The sequence below is a fragment of the Vibrio vulnificus CMCP6 genome, from assembly GCF_000039765.1.
Taxonomy (GTDB): Bacteria; Pseudomonadota; Gammaproteobacteria; order Enterobacterales; family Vibrionaceae; genus Vibrio; species Vibrio vulnificus_B.
The window spans coordinates 1,548,745-1,567,610 of record NC_004460.2; the positions used below are offsets into that span (position 1 = coordinate 1,548,745).

Annotated in this window: 17 protein-coding genes; 5 read left to right on the plus strand and 12 right to left on the minus strand. The window is 47.9% G+C overall.

What is annotated here, in order from left to right:
* The first annotated feature begins 85 nt into the window (after positions 1–85).
* Complete coding sequence (locus tag VV1_RS21665; RefSeq protein ID WP_011082279.1) at positions 86–991, plus strand: DMT family transporter; 906 nt, start codon at positions 86–88, stop codon at positions 989–991.
* Here VV1_RS21665 and VV1_RS21670 read toward each other — a convergent pair.
* Positions 963–2,036, minus strand: a complete 1,074-nt coding sequence (locus VV1_RS21670) for a sensor domain-containing diguanylate cyclase (RefSeq protein ID WP_011082280.1) — start codon at positions 2,034–2,036, stop codon at positions 963–965. The genes VV1_RS21665 and VV1_RS21670 overlap by 29 nt on opposite strands.
* 187 nt (positions 2,037–2,223) lie before the next feature.
* On the opposite strand from VV1_RS21670, the gene VV1_RS21675 reads away from it, so the two are divergent.
* The gene (locus tag VV1_RS21675; protein ID WP_043921217.1) at positions 2,224–2,508 is read left to right on the plus strand and encodes a hypothetical protein; all 285 of its coding nucleotides are present in this window, start codon (positions 2,224–2,226) and stop codon (positions 2,506–2,508) included.
* Between the two features lie 119 nt (positions 2,509–2,627).
* Positions 2,628–3,413 (plus strand): substrate-binding periplasmic protein, encoded by a 786-nt coding sequence (locus VV1_RS21680; RefSeq protein ID WP_011082282.1) that lies wholly within the window; start codon positions 2,628–2,630, stop codon positions 3,411–3,413.
* Positions 3,414–3,492: 79 nt separating this feature from the next.
* Here VV1_RS21680 and VV1_RS21685 read toward each other — a convergent pair whose 3' ends face one another.
* From VV1_RS21685 to VV1_RS21725, 9 genes are all read right to left on the minus strand, one after another.
* The gene (locus VV1_RS21685) at positions 3,493–5,124 is read right to left on the minus strand and encodes an endonuclease (RefSeq protein WP_011082283.1); all 1,632 of its coding nucleotides are present in this window, start codon (positions 5,122–5,124) and stop codon (positions 3,493–3,495) included.
* A gap of 277 nt (positions 5,125–5,401) precedes the next feature.
* A complete protein-coding gene (locus VV1_RS21690) occupies positions 5,402–7,453 on the minus strand; it encodes an alpha-amylase family glycosyl hydrolase (protein ID WP_011151662.1) in 2,052 nt (683 codons plus the stop codon).
* 214 nt (positions 7,454–7,667) lie between these two features.
* Positions 7,668–8,102 (minus strand): YccF domain-containing protein, encoded by a 435-nt coding sequence (locus VV1_RS21695; protein WP_011151663.1) that lies wholly within the window; start codon positions 8,100–8,102, stop codon positions 7,668–7,670.
* Positions 8,103–8,239: 137 nt separating this feature from the next.
* A complete protein-coding gene (locus tag VV1_RS21700; protein ID WP_011082287.1) occupies positions 8,240–10,171 on the minus strand; it encodes an LTA synthase family protein in 1,932 nt (643 codons plus the stop codon).
* Positions 10,172–10,181: 10 nt separating this feature from the next.
* Positions 10,182–11,834 (minus strand): phosphoethanolamine transferase, encoded by a 1,653-nt coding sequence (locus VV1_RS21705; protein WP_011082288.1) that lies wholly within the window; start codon positions 11,832–11,834, stop codon positions 10,182–10,184.
* Positions 11,835–11,839: 5 nt separating this feature from the next.
* Positions 11,840–12,196 carry a diacylglycerol kinase gene (locus tag VV1_RS21710; RefSeq protein WP_011082289.1) on the minus strand — a complete coding sequence of 119 codons (357 nt, stop codon included), beginning with the start codon at positions 12,194–12,196 and terminating at the stop codon, positions 11,840–11,842.
* A 331-nt stretch (positions 12,197–12,527) separates the two neighbouring features.
* Complete coding sequence (locus VV1_RS21715) at positions 12,528–13,808, minus strand: ATP-binding protein (RefSeq protein WP_011082290.1); 1,281 nt, start codon at positions 13,806–13,808, stop codon at positions 12,528–12,530.
* A 9-nt stretch (positions 13,809–13,817) separates the two neighbouring features.
* Positions 13,818–14,522 carry a response regulator gene (locus VV1_RS21720; RefSeq protein ID WP_011082291.1) on the minus strand — a complete coding sequence of 235 codons (705 nt, stop codon included), beginning with the start codon at positions 14,520–14,522 and terminating at the stop codon, positions 13,818–13,820.
* A 277-nt stretch (positions 14,523–14,799) separates the two neighbouring features.
* Complete coding sequence (locus VV1_RS21725) at positions 14,800–15,435, minus strand: NAD(P)-dependent oxidoreductase (RefSeq protein ID WP_011082292.1); 636 nt, start codon at positions 15,433–15,435, stop codon at positions 14,800–14,802.
* Positions 15,436–15,696: 261 nt separating this feature from the next.
* Between VV1_RS21725 and VV1_RS21730 the strand changes: the two genes are divergently transcribed.
* Positions 15,697–16,599, plus strand: a complete 903-nt coding sequence (locus VV1_RS21730) for a LysR family transcriptional regulator (RefSeq protein WP_011082293.1) — start codon at positions 15,697–15,699, stop codon at positions 16,597–16,599.
* A 34-nt stretch (positions 16,600–16,633) separates the two neighbouring features.
* Here VV1_RS21730 and VV1_RS21735 read toward each other — a convergent pair whose 3' ends face one another.
* Positions 16,634–17,353 (minus strand): SDR family oxidoreductase, encoded by a 720-nt coding sequence (locus VV1_RS21735; RefSeq protein ID WP_011082294.1) that lies wholly within the window; start codon positions 17,351–17,353, stop codon positions 16,634–16,636.
* A gap of 140 nt (positions 17,354–17,493) precedes the next feature.
* On the opposite strand from VV1_RS21735, the gene VV1_RS21740 reads away from it, so the two are divergent.
* Positions 17,494–18,408, plus strand: a complete 915-nt coding sequence (locus VV1_RS21740) for a LysR family transcriptional regulator (protein WP_043921277.1) — start codon at positions 17,494–17,496, stop codon at positions 18,406–18,408.
* Here the strand turns inward: VV1_RS21740 and VV1_RS21745 are convergent.
* Entirely contained in the window at positions 18,395–18,745 is a 351-nt protein-coding gene (locus tag VV1_RS21745) for a DUF3147 family protein (protein WP_011082296.1), read from the minus strand. The two genes, VV1_RS21740 and VV1_RS21745, sit on opposite strands and share 14 nt — an antisense overlap.
* Between the last annotated feature and the right edge of the window lie 121 nt (positions 18,746–18,866).

An 18,866-nucleotide genomic window follows, 5' to 3' on the forward strand; every position in this document is an offset into this window, starting at 1 on the left:
ATTCCCTTCAAACTGTCTCTTATTTTCATTTCTGTACCCAATTACAGTAACAGCAAGTCGATAATAATAGCCACAAGGAATTTTCATGCTGCTCCGTTCGATCCCCTTTTTGTTTGTCCTACTTTGGGCTTCAGGTTTTGTTGGGGCCAGATTGGGCCTGCAATACGCAGAACCTGCGACCTTGCTGGCGATCCGTATGTTGGCAAACATCGCGCTGTTTTTGTTGCTGATCGTGTTGCTGCGCCGCCGAGTGCCGACAGGGGCCGCCTTCTGGCACTCATGTGTTGTGGGGCTGGCCATTCATGGGTTTTACCTCGGCGGAACCTATTGGGCCATTTCACTGGGGATGCCGGCCGGATTGAGTTCCTTATTGGTGGGGATTCAACCGATTTTAACCGCGCTGATTTTGGTGGTCACGGTTCAAGAGCGCTTTCGGTTTTCGCAGTGGTTGGGTTTAGCGCTTGGATTGCTGGGTATCAGCTTGGTGCTTTCTGGCAAGATGGATTGGCAAACCGAAGCGCACAAAACGCTTGCGATTACGCTGTGCTTAATGGCGCTGGTGGGTATTACATTGGGCACCTTGTACCAAAAACGTTTCTGCCATGGGGTGGATATGGTGGGTGGCGCTATGGTGCAGTATCTCGCCGCAGCATGCCTGTTCCTGCCTTTTGCGTGGCAGTTTGAAACCATGCAAGTGCAATGGACAACAACCTTTATTCTGACACTGGTTTGGCTAGTGGTCGTGTTGTCGTGTGCGGCCATTCTGCTGTTGCTCTATATGGTGAAAAATGGCGCAGCGTCGAGTGTGGCATCGGTTTTTTATCTTGTTCCTCCTGTCACCGCGTTGCAAGCCTGGCTGATGTTTGGCGAGTCGTTTGATACCAAAGCCATGGTGGGTTTTCTGTTGGCTGCGGTGGCGGTGTATTTGGTGGTAAGAAAGCCGAAATTGGCCGTCGAGCCCGTTAGATCAGAGACATGTCAGATAAAATGATTTGGTTTCTACCGGATCGTTTCGCGACATAGAGTGCGTTATCGGCGAGTTGCATCAATTCTTCAAAGCCTTGATTAGGAGAACTGGGCAGGGCAATACCAATGCTTACTGTGCACTGAATCCGATGCTGGTGATGTTCAATGGTGAGTTGTTCTACCGTCACGCGTAGAGTCTCAGCAAGGGTCATGGCTTCTTCGGCATTGACATGATGCAGCAATATGGCGAACTCTTCGCCGCCAAAGCGTGCGAGGAGATCATCAGAGCGGATCTGTTTTTTTAAGGTCGCTGCGATTTGCATCAGTACCTTGTCACCCGCAGGATGGCCAAATTGGTCGTTGATCTCTTTGAACTTGTCCAAATCGATCATTAACAGTGCGGTATGGTGATCGTAATGCCTTGGTTTGTCATTGATAAAGTAAGTCGCTTCAACAAACGCACGCCGATTGAGCGCGCCAGTGAGTGGGTCAATGTGCGCAAGCTCAATCATCTTGTTGATTTGTTGATGCTTATGTACTTGTGCAGCAACCCAGTTGGCGAGAGTTTCAAGCACTCGAGCATCCAGCTCGCTATAGGCATCAAGCTGTTTATGGGCAATGTTGAGCGTGCCATAGCATTCGCCTTTGTGCTTTAGAGGAGCAATCATAAAGGTGGTGAGGCCAGCGGCGGAGAGCCTTTTGCAATAGCTTGGCACTTCAGAACGATCATGGCTCGACATCACCACTTTTTGTTGTGTAAAAGCTTCGCCAACCAAGGTACCTTCAATTGGAATCAAACATTCTTGCGGTTGAACATCATTACCATCAAATGCATAAAGCCGCATTTCTCGCTCATTTTCGTCGAGGGTAATACTGGCGCGATCGGCCTGAAAGATCTCTCGCACCCAGTACGAGGTGCACAGTAAGACATCTTCCAAAGAGGAAGATTGCGCCAGCTCATCCAGAAAGCCCAATGGCAAGGCAGCGAAGCCATCATTGTGTTCTCTTCGGTGATGAGGTTTGGCATCATTTTCTGGCGGTTTTCTTCCTTTACCTAAATATGATTCCATCGTTAGCCAACTGTAATAATTTATAAAACGAACAAAGTTTAGGATGGGATGAGTTGAATATCTAATCACATTCTTGAGACATCATCGAATTTATTAATAGTTTTCGTTATACGTGATCCGTATGACAATCTGTGCAGATTTTTCATCTAACGCTATACTCTGGCTCTTTTTTGCAAGCGTGCGACCGATGACTAAAAAACCTGATAGACAAACTGCGATGCGCAATATCATTGACGCGGTGAAAAAAGAATTACCATTGTACGAATCAGAGACGTTTGTCTGTGGTCCGAAAGGAGAGTGTGTAGGCTGCCCGAAAAAACTGCTAGAGATGGTGGATGGTGAACTGAGCTATTGGGAACATGCAATGAACCGTGGTGTGATTCCCCATTTTGATGAAATTCGACGTTTTGGTAAGTTATGCAGCAGTGTGCGCAAGGGCTTGGCGAGAAATAACCTGATTTCAAACACCTAACTTTTTGCTCTGTCCACAATTTTGTCCAGTAAAAACGGCGTTTGTGATGATTTGGCCCTAGACGGTCATGTGATCTTTGACTAGTTTTTTAACAGGACCAAACGATTGACGGAGCGATCATGAATGGCTTTCAAAAAAGCGGCTTGGCACTTTGCGGAATACTTGCATTCACCTTTTCCGTCAGTGCAGCAACACCACCAGTCACCTCATTACAGCAACTGACGTTTTTCTCAGAGTCGTATCCGCCAGCCAATTTCCTCGAAGGCACAACACCTCGTGGCTACTCAGTGGATGTGCTGCAGTTAGCCGCGGAGAAAGTGGGCGTTGCGATTGAAAATAAACAGATCATTATTCAACCGTGGCCGCGTTCGTATCGAGCAACCTTAACCCACAATGACGCCGTGCTTTTTTCCACGACTCGTACCGAACATCGGGAACATCTTTTCCAGTGGGCCGGTCCCATTGCCGGCATTAAAGCGGTGGTGATGGCAAGAGTGGACGCGGATATCGAGATTCGAGATCCCATTGATATGGCAAACTATCGAATTGGTGTGATACGCGATGATGTGGGTGAACAGATGCTCTTAGAGCTTGGCGTTCCCCGTGAAGCGATGCAAGAAGCCAACTACGTGACACAATTGGCTGAACAGTTAATGAAAAAGCGCATTGATCTGCTTGCTTACGATGAGAGTGCAGCGCTCTGGTTCACCTCACAAGCGGGGTTAGACCCCAAACTCTTTAAAACCGTTTATATCTTAAAAGAGGGTGAGCTCTATTTTGCCTTCAATAAAAACGTGCCCAAGAAGTTGGTCGAACAACTGCAAAAAGGCATCGATATATTAAAACAGCAAACCAATGAGGAAGGCGTTACGCTGCATCAAGCGATCCTCAATCGTTATCGTTAATGTTTAAAAGAGCGTGATAACATAAAAAGTGCCCAGCGTTGATGCTGGGCGCTTTTTAATAAAGTGAAGGGGAAGTGACTTAATTGCCCCAAATGGCACTGACAAACTCAGGATGATCGATAAACGGGTTGCGGTTACCTTGGAACTCGTACACCGCTTGGTTGCGATCAATCTCTTTTTGGCTAACGGGGTCAGCGTTATGCCAACGTTTCAGCATGTTGAGCATCCAAGGTTCAAAGACCGTGGTGCTGGTGCCATTGAGTACATCGTTAGCGTTCGTGGTGTTGCCTTCCCAATTAGCAATGGCGTTTTCGTAACGGGTGGCCATGTAGAAGTAAGCACGAGCAAAGTCGCCTTTAAACTCATCTACCGGCTCGAAGACGGTGCCCGCATAGCCTAAGTCAGATTTTGCCGAGCCCAGTTTGGAACCATTGCTGGATACGTATGTTGCGCTGCCAACTTCACCGAATGGCCAGTTGCTGCGTTTTGCATTCACATAGCCGTCCGTCGCAAAAATATGGTGTCCATCAGAATTCATTGGTTCCACTGTGCCACCAAACCAACTTTTCGGGAAAGAGTGTTCGCGGTTGTAACAATCCCCTTCTTTGCTGTATTGACCGCACTGGTTGGTGCCCTTGGTGAAATGTACACTGTCTGCGCCACTGGCTTTTTCCGAATACATATCCAAAATGGAACCATCGTTTTCGTAGTAAAGATCGAGATCGGCCACTTTCGCCAGTTCCCAAATCGCACTGTATCCTTGGCTATTGTGGTTGGTGATGATGTTGTAGAGCGCGGTTTTCAGCGCAAAGCCATTCTTACCTTCGGCCGCTTTGTAGTAGTCGCCTAAGACGGGGGGCTCAGTCGGCGTTGTGGTACCAGAGTCACCGATGGTGAACGACGTGAGTTGCGATTGGGTAAATTCGCCACCAGAAGCCAGTGTGTTGCCATTGGCAACAAGGCTATAAGAGCCATTACCGACCCCACAGCAAATGCCATCACCGTAGCTGTCTAGAATTTCAAAGGTGTATTGGCCATCGCTTAAACACATTTCTTGGTTGTAAGTGGTGGAATTCTCATACCCAGAGCCAGAGAAGAGTGTGGTACCGCTGCTGTTTTTCAGCAACCAACTTGTCTCAGACGCGTATTGGTCTGTTGTCAGTGACAAGGTTGCCGTGGTTGCTGAGCAGCTTTCTGGTTCGGGAGGTGTAGTTGCCGATTCCGTTGGTTGGAAATTGTCGATATACACCACTTCTGAGCCATCAAAACCGGAAACGTCATAAAAGCGTAGGCCTACAGGAATGGATTTTGTGCTGGTGGCGGTGTAGGAAAACGTCAGCTCTTGCCACTGATTAGTGAGCCCGTTATTGGAGTAACCTTGGTAGCCATCGGCAATCAATCGCGCCATGACTTTGCCTTCGGTATGGTACACCGACACCGAGAACTGATAGGTTTTTCCTTGCTCCACATTGACCATCTGCAAGAAGTCAGTGTTGCCTTGTGTGCCGGTATTGACGGCAATGGCGGCGGCAAGCTTGCCTGTTTTCAGTGGGGTTGTGGCGGAAGAAACGGCGATGCCAGAATCAATGGTGCTCCAGCCTTGTGGGCTATTGCCGCTCCATGTTTCAAAATCGCCATTGAGTAGCTGTGCGGAAGCTGGATTGGCGGAGAGCAGAGCCAGTGTACTTAGGGTAATTATTCTATTTAGCATATAACCTTCTGTTTAATGATATAAAAATCAATTAAGGATAAATTTTCATCAAAGATAGAAAGTTAACGAATCTCTCAATTTTTTATTACAATCCTATTGCTTTCATGAATATATTTGAAACTTATCACGGTATGGTGGTGGGTAACGGCAATCCATGCGGGTGTTTTGTGGTGTTTGAGTCGTGTCGATAGAGTGGCGAAAAGAAAAAAGGGATGCTCGTGAGAGCATCCCAAACTAGCAGGGTGGAGACACCCAGCTTTATGTCACTGAGTTGGCGTTACTCAGCACATTTTGACGCCATCACGTTGAGTGGTGTGCCTTGTTCGTCGAACTGTAAGCTCCAAACGTAGCGACCCTCGTCCATGATGGTAACGGCAGTGTCTTTCCCATAACCCCCTTTGATGAGTGGGTTTTCTTGCCCTAGCTTCAAACTGAGACCTTTCGCGGTGAACTGAGGTGTCCAGGTCTTCGCTGCGTACTGCATGCGATAGCTGCCCGGTTTTTCGTTGGTGACCACTTGGTAAATGCCGTCGCCTTTGTATTCAAATTGGCGATGATCTTTATGCTGCCAACTGGAGTCACTGAAATCGCCGACCACGTAAAGCTTCTTGCGCATCGGGCCTTTTTCATCGACGGTCGGGTTATCACATTGCGCCATAAAGCCTTCGCCAATACCGCTGGCGAGCGCCATTTTGGCGATTTGTGGCCCTGCTTTAGCGGGTTGCTCAATGCTGAGGAAGCGTGCTTCTAATGGCGCTAAAGGAATCAAATATTGCCCGTCGATCAGTTTGATCTCTTCGCCATTAATGAGGTCGGTCAAGTGCCCTTCAGAGCCCGCTTTAACCGCATCAAGCTGTAGATATTGCAGGTGCTTGCTGATGTTGGCCACATATAGGATCGCTTCGCTATCGGTGCTCTTATGGTCGATGTAGGTTTTGTTGTCGGCCAGTACATTGACGCGCTTACCCTGTGATAACGCAGGGTGCTGATTTCTCAAATTCATCAACTGCTGAATATAGTGTTTGAGATCTTGCTCATTGGCATTCAATGTAGCAGTCACGCCTTCTACTTTGCCACTTGAGCGCGCCACGTGATCGTCACATAACCCTTTCACAGCGCAATCTTGCTCTACTTTGGCAGCAAAGTTTTCAACTTGATCGCCAATTTCGTCGCCATAGTAAAGTGTAATGGGGCCAGTATAGGCAGCTTGGAAGGCAAACACCGCTTTGTGGCGTAGCCAATATTCTTCGTCTTGTGGCTGTGCGATGTTGCCACGTTGTAGGAGATCACCAAAGCGCACCAAATCATGGTTGCCAATCATCAAATTAGGTTTGGCGTGTTCAGGGTAGAGTGCATGCAAGTTCATGCCTTCTGCTAGCCATTCCCCTGATTTTCCGCCAACACCCGCTTCATTCACACCAAAAGTCTCTACCAAACGGTAGCGGACGGGAAAATCAAACGCGGAGCAAAGGGCCGGATTTTCATTGCTGCCATAGCCTGTTTCAATGATGCGGTTTTCTCCAGCCCAGATTTCCGCCACCATGTATCCAAGCGGATTGACGGTTTCCCCTTTGCTGTTGGTGTACGTCACGGCTTTAGATGCGTTATCTACCGTCTTGCGAATCTCCACCCAAGCCTCTTTTGGTACTTGATAGGCTTGGTCTAAACGCCAACCATCAATCTTCAACTCTTTGATCCAAAATTCGGCCACTTCTTGATAGAAGGCGAGGCTCTCTGGATAGTCGACTGGGTTATTGCTTCCTGCAGGCAGCTTGCCTGTGGGGGAAGCCGCCACATTGCCTTTGTGATGACCAAATACGCCATCAAAGAACACGTACAAGCCACGGGCATGTGCTTCTTCGACTAAACGTTTGGCGTCGTCCATTGTGCCAAAACGCGGATCGACCTCGAAGTAATTGGTGGCAAAGTAGCCAGTGGCATCAAGGCGATCAGCCCAATGGTCTTGCCCTGCTTTAGGTTCGGAATTGAAAATCGGCGTCAGCCAAATGCCGTTCATACCTAAAGACTGAATGTAATCGAGTGAATCAATAATCCCTTGGATATCGCCTTTATGATGGCTGGTGCCATAGCCAGTGCCGTGACCAATTTGATCGTTGCCATTGACGAAACTTTCCACCATGACTTGATAAATGCGTAAATCGTCGGCTTTGTTCATGGAAACGGCATCGCAGCGATAGGCATTGGCGGTAGGAGGTGTATCGACTTTAGAAGAAGCATTACAACCGGCAAGCAAAGCGGCAGTAACGGCCAGTGAGAGTGTAGTCAGTACCTGTTTCACGTTGATTTCCTTATTAGACTTTTCGCTCAATTATTGATGAACAATTCACCAACTGAATCAGCCTTGTAAGACGTGTTAGAGGGAGGAGGAGGGAGGATGAGAGATCGCTATCACGGACAAATGGAGCTTTTGTCCTACAGAGCAGGGTGAGGATCACGAATTGTGCCGTTGGACGAAAAAACGCCACCTTGAGCAAGTGGCGTTTTTGTAATCATTGTCACACTAACGGTGGTGCTGAGATCCGTTAACGAGAGCGGTTGTGGTATCGGGCAGCTTCTGCAACTTCGACCGGCACGATGGTTTGGCCAATAGGCGCCAGTGAGATCACCGCCAGTTTGAGATGTTGCAGCGCGAATGGAATACCAATGATGGTGATAAAACACGCCACAGCAGAGAGAATATGACCAATTGCCAGCCACACGCCTGCGACCAAGAACCAAATCACGTTGCCAATGAGCCCTAGTGGTCCTGTACCAATATCGCGTTTGTTGGTCAGTTCGTCGCGATAGACTGCCTCTGAACCAAAAGGAAAGAAGGAGAAATTACCGATGACGAAACACGCTCTTCCCCACGGGATCCCGATGATACTGATAAAGGCCAAAATGCCAAAAAACCACCAAGCAAGCCCCATAAAAACGCCGCCAAACAAAAACCAAATAATATTTCCGAGAGTTCGCATATGTGTTCCTAAACCCAGTGAAATGAAGCGTTGAGTATCCATAGACTAGATTAATCTGAGATGAACGAGAAGCGGGTAAGCCAAATAAAAACGTGATAAAACAAAGGGGCCAATTCAGGCCCCTAGTATGATCTCGGTTAATAATCCGATTTGTACCAATTGTATTTGTACGCCATCGAACCAAATAGCGCATTGGCTTTGGCTTTATCGAGCGCCTCTTGGCTAACTTCTTTTGGTGTTAAGCTCTTGTCTTCAAAGTTGTAGTGATAAGACGACACTTTTTCACCCGGAGAGAACACCACCAAGCTGTCACGCGTTAAATAACCGTAGTTTTTGTCAAACTGCATCATTGCACGTTCATCTTCGCGAGCCAAAGGCTTGGTCAAGTCACGGCCGATCATTGGCGATGTTGCATCAATGCCGATCAGCGACAGCAGCGTCGGAGGCATATCGATGTTGTTCGCTAGGCGATCATCTTTTCGTGGTTCAATGCCTTTGCCCAAAATCACCGCCGGTATATGGAAGCGATCGACAGGCACCAATTGCGAACCAAATACTCGGGCATCATGGTCTGCAATGACGATGAAAATGGTATTTTCCCAGTAATCGGACTGCTTGGCTTTGTCGAAGAAGGTTCCTAGCGCGTAATCAGAGTATTTAACGGTATTGTTGCGCGTGTTGAACTCACTCTCATACGGCTCAATTTTACCCGCTGGATACTCAAATGGGCTGTGATTGCTGGAGGTAAAGACGAGGCTGAAAAACGGTTTTCCCTCTTTGTTAAGACGGGTAAATTCTTCATCTGCTTTGTTGTACAAGTCTTCGTCACTCACACCCCAAGAACCGGTGAACTCCGGATTTTGGTATTGCGGCTCATCGACAATTTGCTCGAAGCCATTGCCAAGGAAAAAGCTCTTCATGTTGTCAAAGTGTGCTTCACCACCGTAAATAAACTGCGTGTGGTAGCCCTGTTTCTTCAGCAAGTCCGCGATGGTAAAGAAACCCGTTTGGCTCTTACTGAGTTTAACGACGGCACGTGATGGCGATGGCGGGAAACCCGTGGTTATCGCTTCAATACCCCGTACGGAACGAGTACCGGTGGCGTACATTTGAGTGAAGTTCCAGCCTTCTTCCAGCAGTTTGTCTAGATTGGGTGTTAGCGGTAAACCGCCTAAGCCACCGACAAAACGAGCGCCTAAACTTTCTTGCAGCAAAATCACCAAGTTTTTTGGTTTGCCTTGATAAGTGGCGTTATTCATGTTGAGGGTTGGCAGCGATCCTTGGACAAAATCGTGCTTGGCCGATGAGGCTTTCACCAGTTCGATGATCTTGTCTTGGCTCATTTGGCCGTAAAACTTGTCTGCGCTGCGCTCTGATTTCATGTTGTTGATGGCAAAGAAGACCGAGTACGAGGAGTTGAGTACCAGATCGTTAACCAGCGGATCACTGGAAAATGCCACCATCGCTGGGTTCAGCGGGCGGTGTCCCAAAGACGAACGCGCACCCAATACGCCCAATAGCACGACCGCAATGGCTAATACAGGGCGCCATTGCCATTTGATTTGACGAACGTTTTCAGTGACTTTGCCACTGAAAATCCAACCTAACCAAAGCGTGGCGATGGACCCGACAAGCCCGATAAAGAGCTCAATCTTATAGCCTTGCCAAAGCATGCTGAACACTTCTTTCGGGTAAATCAGATACTCCACAAAGAGGCGATTTGGGCGAAGATCGTATTCCATGATAAATGGCGGCGTAGCCAGTTCCATATAAACCATGATCCAAAGACCAGCCACAAGCCATACGCGTAACACGGCGCGCCAAATTTTGCCTACCATACCCTCGACAGGCAGGATGGCCGCTAAGAGGCAAGGGAGGATAAATAGCCAACACAAGGTGGCGATGTCCACGCGCAAACCTTGGAACAGCAAATTGCTCCATCCATCAGCGGCGGTAATGCGATCAAATTGCCACAAAGCGAGTAGGAATCGCGAGAGTGTCACAAGACCAAGGGCAATGGCTGCAAAGGCAGCAATCGGCTGTAAGGGACCTAAATTAATCTTACGCATTGATGTTTCCTTATTGCGCGCGGCATTGCTTAAAGAGATCAAGGGTCGCATCGTACTCACTGGTACTCACATCCATCACGCCGAGCAGTGAATGGAAAATGTAATCATGCGAGTAGGTATCGGTTTGCTTGGCTTGCTGCTTAAGGCAGTCAGCATTGATCTGTTTTGCCTGGGCAAAACCCGGTGACATCCAAAGCATCAGCGGTACTTTTGTTTGGTATTCCGGGGCTAAACTGTAAGGCATGCCATGTAGGAACAAACCATTCTCGCCAAGAGATTCCCCGTGGTCAGAAACGTAAATCAGCGCCGTGTTGTAATGCTCCTCAAGTGCCTTGAGCTTATTGATAGTTTGGCTCAATACATAATCGGTATAGAGGATGGTGTTGTCGTAAGTGTTGACGATCTGTTCTACCGAACAGTTTTCGATGTCGGCACGCGGACAATCGGGCATAAAGGCCGCTTTGTCTTTCGGATAACGTTGGAAATACGTTGGACCGTGGCTGCCAATCAAATGTAGAGCCAACACACGGTTCCCCTTTAGATTCTCGACATCCTGTTCGAAGTTTTCCAGTAACGCCATGTCATAGCAGGTGCTGCCATTACAAAGCGCATCCTTACGAGAGCGATCGACGGTAAACAGAGGAATGTTTTTCGCCACATCTTTGTCGCCACCGTCATTTTCTTTCCACAGAAGTGACACACCTGCACGGTTTAAGATGTCCAGTGCATTGTCTTGATTGTCTGCCGTTGGGCGGTCAAAGTTTGAGCGTGTCATGTTAGAGAACATGCATGGTACGGAGACTGCGGTTGCGGTGCCACATGAGCTGACATCTTGAAACGAGATCATGCCTAATTCGTTGGTGTATTGGTTCGTAGGACGGGCATAACCGTTCGCTTGGTAGTTTTGCGAACGTGCCGTTTCACCGACGACAAAGACCAACAAGGTCGGCTTTTGCTCCGCTTGTTGTAGAGCCAGTTCTGACTGTTTGGCATCAAGGCCCAATTGGCGGTAGGGCTGCGGTGTGGAAAAGTAGGTATCGCGAACATACTTTGTGGCACTGTACACATACTGAGTCGGGATGATCATCTTTTTCAGATGGGTATTGTTTCGCCCAATAGATGCGTAATCTTGGTAATAAAGGCCTGCAATCACCGCGATCACGGCCAAAGAAGCGAGCATACTCGCTGCTTTCTTCGCCACCATGTGCAGCGTAGAGCCTGATAGGCTCAAATTCAGTTTGCACACCAACAGCGCAGGTACTACGCCCATCAACAAGGTCCAGATGACAGAATATGCGCTGAGGTATGATCCTGCTTCGCTGCTGTCTGTTTCCATGATGTTGGCAATCATGCCGTAATCAAACAAAGTGCCATAGTTGTAGCCGGCATAGCTTACCATCGCAGAAAGCAGAAGCAGCACTGCAAAGAAAGGCTTACTTAGCCAAGGCCAACTGAATAAGTTGAACAAGAAGTTCAATGCCGCAAGGAAGAAGATAGGGACTGAAATTACAAAACCCACCTTGACAGAGTCAAGGTGGCTAATGATGCTGAACAGTTCTTTGTAAATCGGCAAATTAACGATGGTGGCGAAATAGATCGCCAGCACCAAAGTGAATGTGGTGTATGAGCATTCACGATTAATCAGGGATTTGATTCGATTCATTGTGGTCACAGCAATACACTCGCCCAAACAAACAGCGCCAGTGCTAAGGCGACGAAGACGGCAGCAGAGCCGATGTCTTTCGCTCGGCCGCTGAGTTCATGCCAATCGTCACTAATGCGGTCTACGACGGCTTCTACCGCAGAGTTGATCAGCTCAACAATAACCACCAACAATAAGCTAGAAACCATGAGAATTCGTTCAATGGTCGTCACTGGGAGGAAGAACGCGGTGATGGTTAGCGCGGCGGTCAGAAGAATTTCCTGACGAAAAGCAGCCTCGTTAATCCATGCGGCTTTCAAGCCTTTCATTGAATAGCCCGTTGCGTCGACAATACGACGAATACCTGTTTTTCCTGGTTTCAAAATATAACCCTACTACTTGTTATTAATGGGAAGCTCAAAGCTGGTTGTGGCAAATGAGTAGTTAGCGGTCGCTAAGCTACTTCAACGCTCGTCAAGCAAATGTGAAAAGAAGTGAAAATAGAGGCGTTGGGAAAGATTAAGCTCGTCAACTGCGTGTTTCGGCACCAGTAACGTAAGAATCACAACGTAAAGTTGCCCTTGTTATCACTTCTATCAATGACTGGGTTGAAATGTACAGCGTTTTATTATGGAAATCAGTCACGCACGTGTAATGAATTGTCGCGCTTTGTAAGATTGGTAAGGTGAATGATGCCGAGGGCATCATTCTGTGTTAGAGGGAAAAACGAATGATGAAGCAGGCACCGCCCAGCGGGCTATGGGCAACGTGTGCACTGCCGTTGTGAATCTGGCAAATCTGTTTGACGATCGCCAATCCCAAGCCATAACCGCTGGTGGATTTGTTACGCGATTTGTCGGCGCTGTAAAAGGCATCGAACAGGTAAGGCCAATCTTGTTCGGCGACGCCTTTGCCATCATCGTGTACTTGAAATTCCAACTGCTCGGCAGTGTGTGTCACTTGAATGCGAACTTGTGTTTGGGTGTAGCGCATCGCATTACGCACCAAATTGTCGAGCGCTCTTTTCACAAGGTGAGGATCAACATTGACTTGATCACAACAGCTGTCGATCTGTAAATGGATGGGATGATAGGTTTCGCTCTGCCATTTTCTCACGAGGGTTTCACACCAAGGCTGGAGAGAAATCGCCTGTGTGTGCAACTGAGCTTCGGGCCTTTCCATTTTTGCGTAGTAGAGCATCTCTTCTACCATGGCTTCCATTTCATCAATGTCTTCCACCATGCTGGAAACCGATTTTTGTTGCTTCTCGTTGAGTGGCGAGTCGGCAAGTAAATCGGCTTGCCATTGCAGACGAAAAATGGGTGTGCGTAGCTCATGAGCCACAGCGTTAGTCAAAACCTTGTTGCTGGTGATCAGATTGGCGATCTTATCCGCCATGACGTTGAAGCTTTTGTTCAAGGAGCCGACGGAATACCGGGCGGTGGTACGGGCTCGCGCGGACAAATCACCCGATGCAAAAGCCAATGTTACGCGTTCTAACTCACGAACTCGGCGACTTAGAAACCAAATCAAAATGACGCAATAGATAGCAAAGCCGATAATGAAGAACACCCAAACTAAATTACCGCTAAAATCGATGGCTTGCCTTAACGGTGATTGCAGATCTTCTTCTAAGTGATAGATGGTCGAGTTGGCGGAAAAGCGCATCCAAACATCAAAATCATCATCCAGATAAACCAGCATTGCAGGATCAACAAAAACAGCAGCAATCTCTTTTGGCAGCTGCTTTTGCTCGTAGATGGTTAAAATAGAACGCGTGGCTTCGGCGTAATTTTCCATCGCTTCGGTGAAATAGGCTTGGCCTTTTTCCTGATACAGCGGTGTTAGTAGATCATGAAACGCATTGATCTCGAATTCTGTCAGTACACGATCGTAGTCGGTATTTAACTGATAGACGATAACCTCGTAGCCCCACAATGTGGCAAAAAACAAAAGAATCAGGCCAAAAAAGGCTTCCAGATAAATGCGCTTCATTTTCGGTGTTTATTCATTCCATGTGTCTGGCATAAACATATAGCCCTTGCCTCGAACCGTGAGAATTTTCTTTGGTGGTGTGGTGGTATCGTTGAGTTTTTTCCTCAATGTGACCACACGATTGTCAATGGTGCGATCCACGCCATCGTATTCGATGCCTCGCAAAGCCTTGGTCAAAGATTCGCGCGACAGCACTTGTTCTGCTGACGTGGCCAGCAGCCAGAGCAAATCAAACTCGCCATCGGTTAAATTGATGGTTTGATCGACCAGTTGGCACTCTCGACGAATACGATTGAGTTTCAGCGCACCGTATCGGCAGTTGTTGGCGTCTTGGTTAACGGCCACATCTGGTCGTCTCAGTAGCATCCTCACCCGAGCCAGCAAAACGCGTGGTTTAATGGGTTTATTGACAAAGTCATCCGCGCCAATTTCCAACGCAGCCACGTGATCGAAATCGTCATCGCTGGCGGTTAACATCAGGATTTTTCCATTATAGGCGTCGCGAATTTGCCGACACACGCTCAACCCATCTTGACCAGGTAACATCAGGTCAAGCAGGACGAGTGCTGGCTTTTCGTTGAGGATCATTTCAGGCGCATCCGTGCCATTATCAACGGTGATCACTGAAAATCCTTGTGACATAAAATAGTCACTTAACATCTGTTGGAGCTTGATGTCATCTTCAACAATGATCAACTTCTGGTCTTCTACCATGGTGTCATTCTATGCTTTGTTTTGTTGTTATATTGACTACGTCATCAGAAGTACTGATATGAAACGAGAAGTTATACGACTCACTTCACCTTTTCAAATATAAATGACCACCAAGGAGATTGACAGCAGGAGGTTATCAGAATGGGCACAAAATCAATGTCGTCGTTTTGTATGACTTTGTCATGATCTTGAAGGGGCAACAGACAATGAGGCGCACACCTGAGCGCTTAATACGGCTCAGGTGTGCTGGTCAATTGAAGGGGAACTGGCGGTGAGTTTAGTAAGCTACGCCAATGCGCTGATTGAGGTACTGGTTCGTTTTTAATACATCGAGCAAGGCCGCTGCGTAATCTGCCACGGAAATTTGGCTCTTACCTTCGTCGTCGCTGAGCAGTTGATCGCCTCCGACACGGTAGTGATGGCGTTTTTCTCCCGGAAAAATTTCTGCCGCTGGACTGACAAAGGTCCAATCAACGTCGCTAGAGAGGGAACGAAATTGATCCAGTGCGTCTGATTGTGCCAGCGCTTCTGCTTTATATTCTTCAGGAAACTCTGGCACGGTGACAAGTTTGACATCGGGTGCCACTTCTAGCGAACCCGCTCCGCCAACCCAAAGCAAGCGCTTAACACCGACGTTGGCCAACTGCGTCAGTAACAATTGAGCGGTTTCAGCCACGATGCTGTGATCGTTGTTTGCTCTGCCACCAACGGCGGCAATAACGTAATCGGCATCTTGGAATGTTTGCGCCAGGTTGTGTGGTTGGCGAACGTCAAATGGACGTTTCTCTACATCATCGCGTTCAATGGCATTGGGATTGCGAGCGACAGCAATCACATCATGACCACGTTCGCGTGCTTCGTTGACAAGAGTACTGCCGATCCAACCTGTTGCGCCTAATATTGCTATTTTCATTTCTCTTCTCCGGTTCTATACCCTTCCTACTTGAAGCTGCAGCGGTGTTGGCTGCGCTCGTTCACTGGCACGCCAGCCCGACCCAATCACATAGTCTGTCTATGTTCATGGGGATGAGCTCACTTGCCGCCTACCTGCAACTCCAAGTAGTTTGGGTATGTGAGGTTTCGTTATGGAGAGAGTCTACTCATGAGATATATCGGGATAAATAAACTTAAATGATATAGATTGTTTCAATAAACCGATCTAATAGAGATAGAAATGGACAGACTCGACGCCATCAAGAGCTTTATTGAAGTGGCCAATTGCCGCAGTTTTACCCAAGCAGCGGAAACCTTATCGCTAAGTCGGCTTCAGGTAACTCGGCATGTCCAAGAAGTGGAAAGCTGGCTTCAACAGCGCTTACTGCATCGCACGACTCGAAAAGTCAGCCTGACGCACGCAGGCGAACAAGCCTATATTCGATGCCAGCGCATTTTAGATGAAGCGGCAGCTTTGGAGTTGGACGCGGTTCAAAGCCGAGATTCGCTAACAGGGTCGATTCGCATTTCTGCTCCGATTGGTTTTTCACAGCACTATCTTATTGATGCGGTCAGTGCATTTACCGAGTTGCATCCGCTTGTAATGGTGGACATCTTGGCCTCTGATCGCTTTTCGCAATTGGTTGATGAGCGCGTAGATGTCGCCTTGCGATATACCGATCAACCCGATGAGACGTTAATTGCGAGAAAACTGATGGATATCGATGCGGTCGTGTGTGCGACACAAGGGTATTTGGATGAACATGAGCCCATTGTCGTGCCGGAAGATTTAGCCAACCACAATTGCTTAGTCCATTTGAGTACCCACTTATGGCGATTCGTTGCCGATAATCAAATCTCAGAAGTATCCGTAAAAGGCAATATTCGGGCGAATGATCTCAGTACCTTATTAGGTGCGGCGCTGGCAGGGAAAGGGGTGATCCGTTTGCCATGTGATTTGGCCAATCCGCTTTTGCAACAGGGTAAGCTTGTCGCACTATTGACCCCCTATACTTTGCCTTCGTCTTCCTTGTGGGCTGTTTATCTTTCTCGCAGTTATCAAACCCCGGTGGTGCGTCAGTTTATTGATTTTATCGCGCAGCGATGGGATCAGAATGTGCAATTGTGGCAAAGGCCTGCGTAGTTGCAGGCCTTTGTGATCCGATAAGCATGAGCGGTTATGGCTGCTGCTTGGTCGGTGCTAGAGCGATTTCACGAATACAGACGTTTTGAGGTTGCTGGTAGGCAAACAACACAGCTCTCGCGACATCGTCTGCTGCCAACACGCCACCCATATCCACTTTCCATGCATCGTAACCGTCTTTGATTTGTTGCGATGTGGTGTGTGAAAGCAATTCGGTTTCGACCGCACCCGGTGCGATGGTCGTGACACGTACGTTAGAGGCAGCCACTTCTTCACGCACATTTTCAGAAATGGCATGCACAGCGAATTTGGTGCCACAGTATGCAGCGTGATCTGGGAAGGTTTTCTTACCTGCGATCGAGCTGATGTTAATAATAGTGCCGCTGTTGCGTGCTTTCATTGGCGCTAGCACCGCTTGCATACCGTTTAGCAAACCAAGGACATTAACATCAAACATACGTTGCCATTCATTCGCTTCTTGAGTGTCAATCTGGCCAAGTAACATCACACCCGCGTTGTTGACTAATACGTCCGCCGGGCCATAGATTTTTTCTGCACGAGTAATCGCAGCATCAAAGGTGTTTTTATCGGTCACGTCCACTTGAGCACAAAGTGTGTTTGGCAAATTAAGCGCTTCTAGGCGCTCGACGCGACGTGCCAAGAGCAGCAGTGGATGACCTTCTTCACTGAAACGACGCGCGATGGCTTCACCAATACCAGAGCTTGCACCTGTAATAACGACTAATTTTTTCATTTTGTGATCCTCTTTAAAAGCCGTTTTGGCTTGTTGATGCGTAGTTTATGAAAAGATTTTTTGTTGATATATATCGACCTAGTTGAAACTCTGTTGTTATATGGCAACAATAAAGCATCAAAAGAAAAGAGAAACCGATGATGCAAACACAGATCAACCTCGCCGATATCCGCTCCTTTGTGCTGATCGCACAACTTGGTAATTTCACCAAAGCTGCAGAAGCACTGGGAGTGTCGCGCTCGCATGTGTCTCGCCAAATTAGCCAACTGGAGAAACAAATGGGGGTTACGTTGTTGATCAGAACCACGCGCACGCTCAAATTAACGGATGCGGGAAAAGCACTGTTTGCTCAGTGTGAGACGGCGCTGCATAGCATTGATCAAGCGGTATTGGCCGCGGTGGATGATATTGAAGCCGTTCGGGGTGAGATCCGGATTAACTGTGTGGGCGGTTACTTAGGGGAAGAGGTGATTGCGGAGGTCGTGGGTCAGTTTATGCAGCAATATCCGCAAGTACGAGTGGATTTGGATTTTAGCAGCCATCGTGTTGACCTGATTGAGGATGAATTTGATATCGCGTTTCGCATGGGCAAACTGGAAGATTCTGGTTTTGTCGCTCGCAAGCTGATTGATGTGGAAATGGGCACTTATGCCAGCCCCAGCTACTTAGCGACGCACGGACGACCTGAACATCCGAAAGAACTGGATAAACACGCTTGTTTAACGGGCTCGGTGACGCGTTGGACCTTCCAACATCGGCAAACCAAGCAAACATCAGATTGCCAGGTCCGTGGGAGACTGCGCTGCAAAAATGGCCGAGTGATGCTGAAAGGGGCTTTGGCCGGAAACGGCATCATTCGTGTACCCACGCTTTACTGTATGCCAGAACTAGCACAAGGCTTACTGCAAGAAGTATTTGAGGATTGGCATATTCCAAGTGTGGCGTTCTCTGCGCTGTATCATCGTGATCGTTATCAACCTAAGCGCATTCGAACGTTTATCGAGTTCACCAGCGATTATTTTCGTCAGTTACAAAAGAGCATTAAGTCAGCTTGATGCCAAAGTGTTTAACAATGAAAGCCACGCAGGCAAAGGAACTGATGGAAATCAGTGCGCAAAAAAATAAGGAAATCCAGAAGCTAAATCGTTCCATGAGATACGGAAAAATCAGAAACATGGGAAGCGTAGGGAGCACATACCAAAATGTGTAGTAGGCGTGATTCGTCAGCTTTTCATTACCTTGTCCTTCAAGGTACATCCAAATCAGCGCGAGAATGGTCACGGTGGGGAGAGCGGCGATAAGCGCACCCGCTTTGTCACTGCGTTTGGCGACCTCAGAAATAAACACCACGATCGCGGCCGTGATTAAATATTTGGTGACAATCCAGTACATTGCATTTCCTTTGTTGTTTATTCGGCTCTCCTTGCCGTGTTTTGCATAGTAGAGTGACTGAGCCAAAACTCAATGAAAAAAGGCGCATTTTGCGCCTTTCAACTCGATAGAGTGGCCATTG

Coding starts and splice junctions, on each gene's coding strand:
- VV1_RS21665 (WP_011082279.1), top strand. CDS start 86: ATGCTGCTCCGTTCGATCCCCTTTTTGTTTGTCCTACTTTGGGCTTCA.
- VV1_RS21670 (WP_011082280.1), bottom strand. CDS start 2,036: ATGGAATCATATTTAGGTAAAGGAAGAAAACCGCCAGAAAATGATGCC.
- VV1_RS21675 (WP_043921217.1), top strand. CDS start 2,224: ATGACTAAAAAACCTGATAGACAAACTGCGATGCGCAATATCATTGAC.
- VV1_RS21680 (WP_011082282.1), top strand. CDS start 2,628: ATGAATGGCTTTCAAAAAAGCGGCTTGGCACTTTGCGGAATACTTGCA.
- VV1_RS21685 (WP_011082283.1), bottom strand. CDS start 5,124: ATGCTAAATAGAATAATTACCCTAAGTACACTGGCTCTGCTCTCCGCC.
- VV1_RS21695 (WP_011151663.1), bottom strand. CDS start 8,102: ATGCGAACTCTCGGAAATATTATTTGGTTTTTGTTTGGCGGCGTTTTT.
- VV1_RS21700 (WP_011082287.1), bottom strand. CDS start 10,171: ATGCGTAAGATTAATTTAGGTCCCTTACAGCCGATTGCTGCCTTTGCA.
- VV1_RS21705 (WP_011082288.1), bottom strand. CDS start 11,834: ATGAATCGAATCAAATCCCTGATTAATCGTGAATGCTCATACACCACA.
- VV1_RS21715 (WP_011082290.1), bottom strand. CDS start 13,808: ATGAAGCGCATTTATCTGGAAGCCTTTTTTGGCCTGATTCTTTTGTTT.
- VV1_RS21720 (WP_011082291.1), bottom strand. CDS start 14,522: ATGGTAGAAGACCAGAAGTTGATCATTGTTGAAGATGACATCAAGCTC.
- VV1_RS21725 (WP_011082292.1), bottom strand. CDS start 15,435: ATGAAAATAGCAATATTAGGCGCAACAGGTTGGATCGGCAGTACTCTT.
- VV1_RS21730 (WP_011082293.1), top strand. CDS start 15,697: ATGGACAGACTCGACGCCATCAAGAGCTTTATTGAAGTGGCCAATTGC.
- VV1_RS21735 (WP_011082294.1), bottom strand. CDS start 17,353: ATGAAAAAATTAGTCGTTATTACAGGTGCAAGCTCTGGTATTGGTGAA.
- VV1_RS21740 (WP_043921277.1), top strand. CDS start 17,494: ATGCAAACACAGATCAACCTCGCCGATATCCGCTCCTTTGTGCTGATC.
- VV1_RS21745 (WP_011082296.1), bottom strand. CDS start 18,745: ATGTACTGGATTGTCACCAAATATTTAATCACGGCCGCGATCGTGGTG.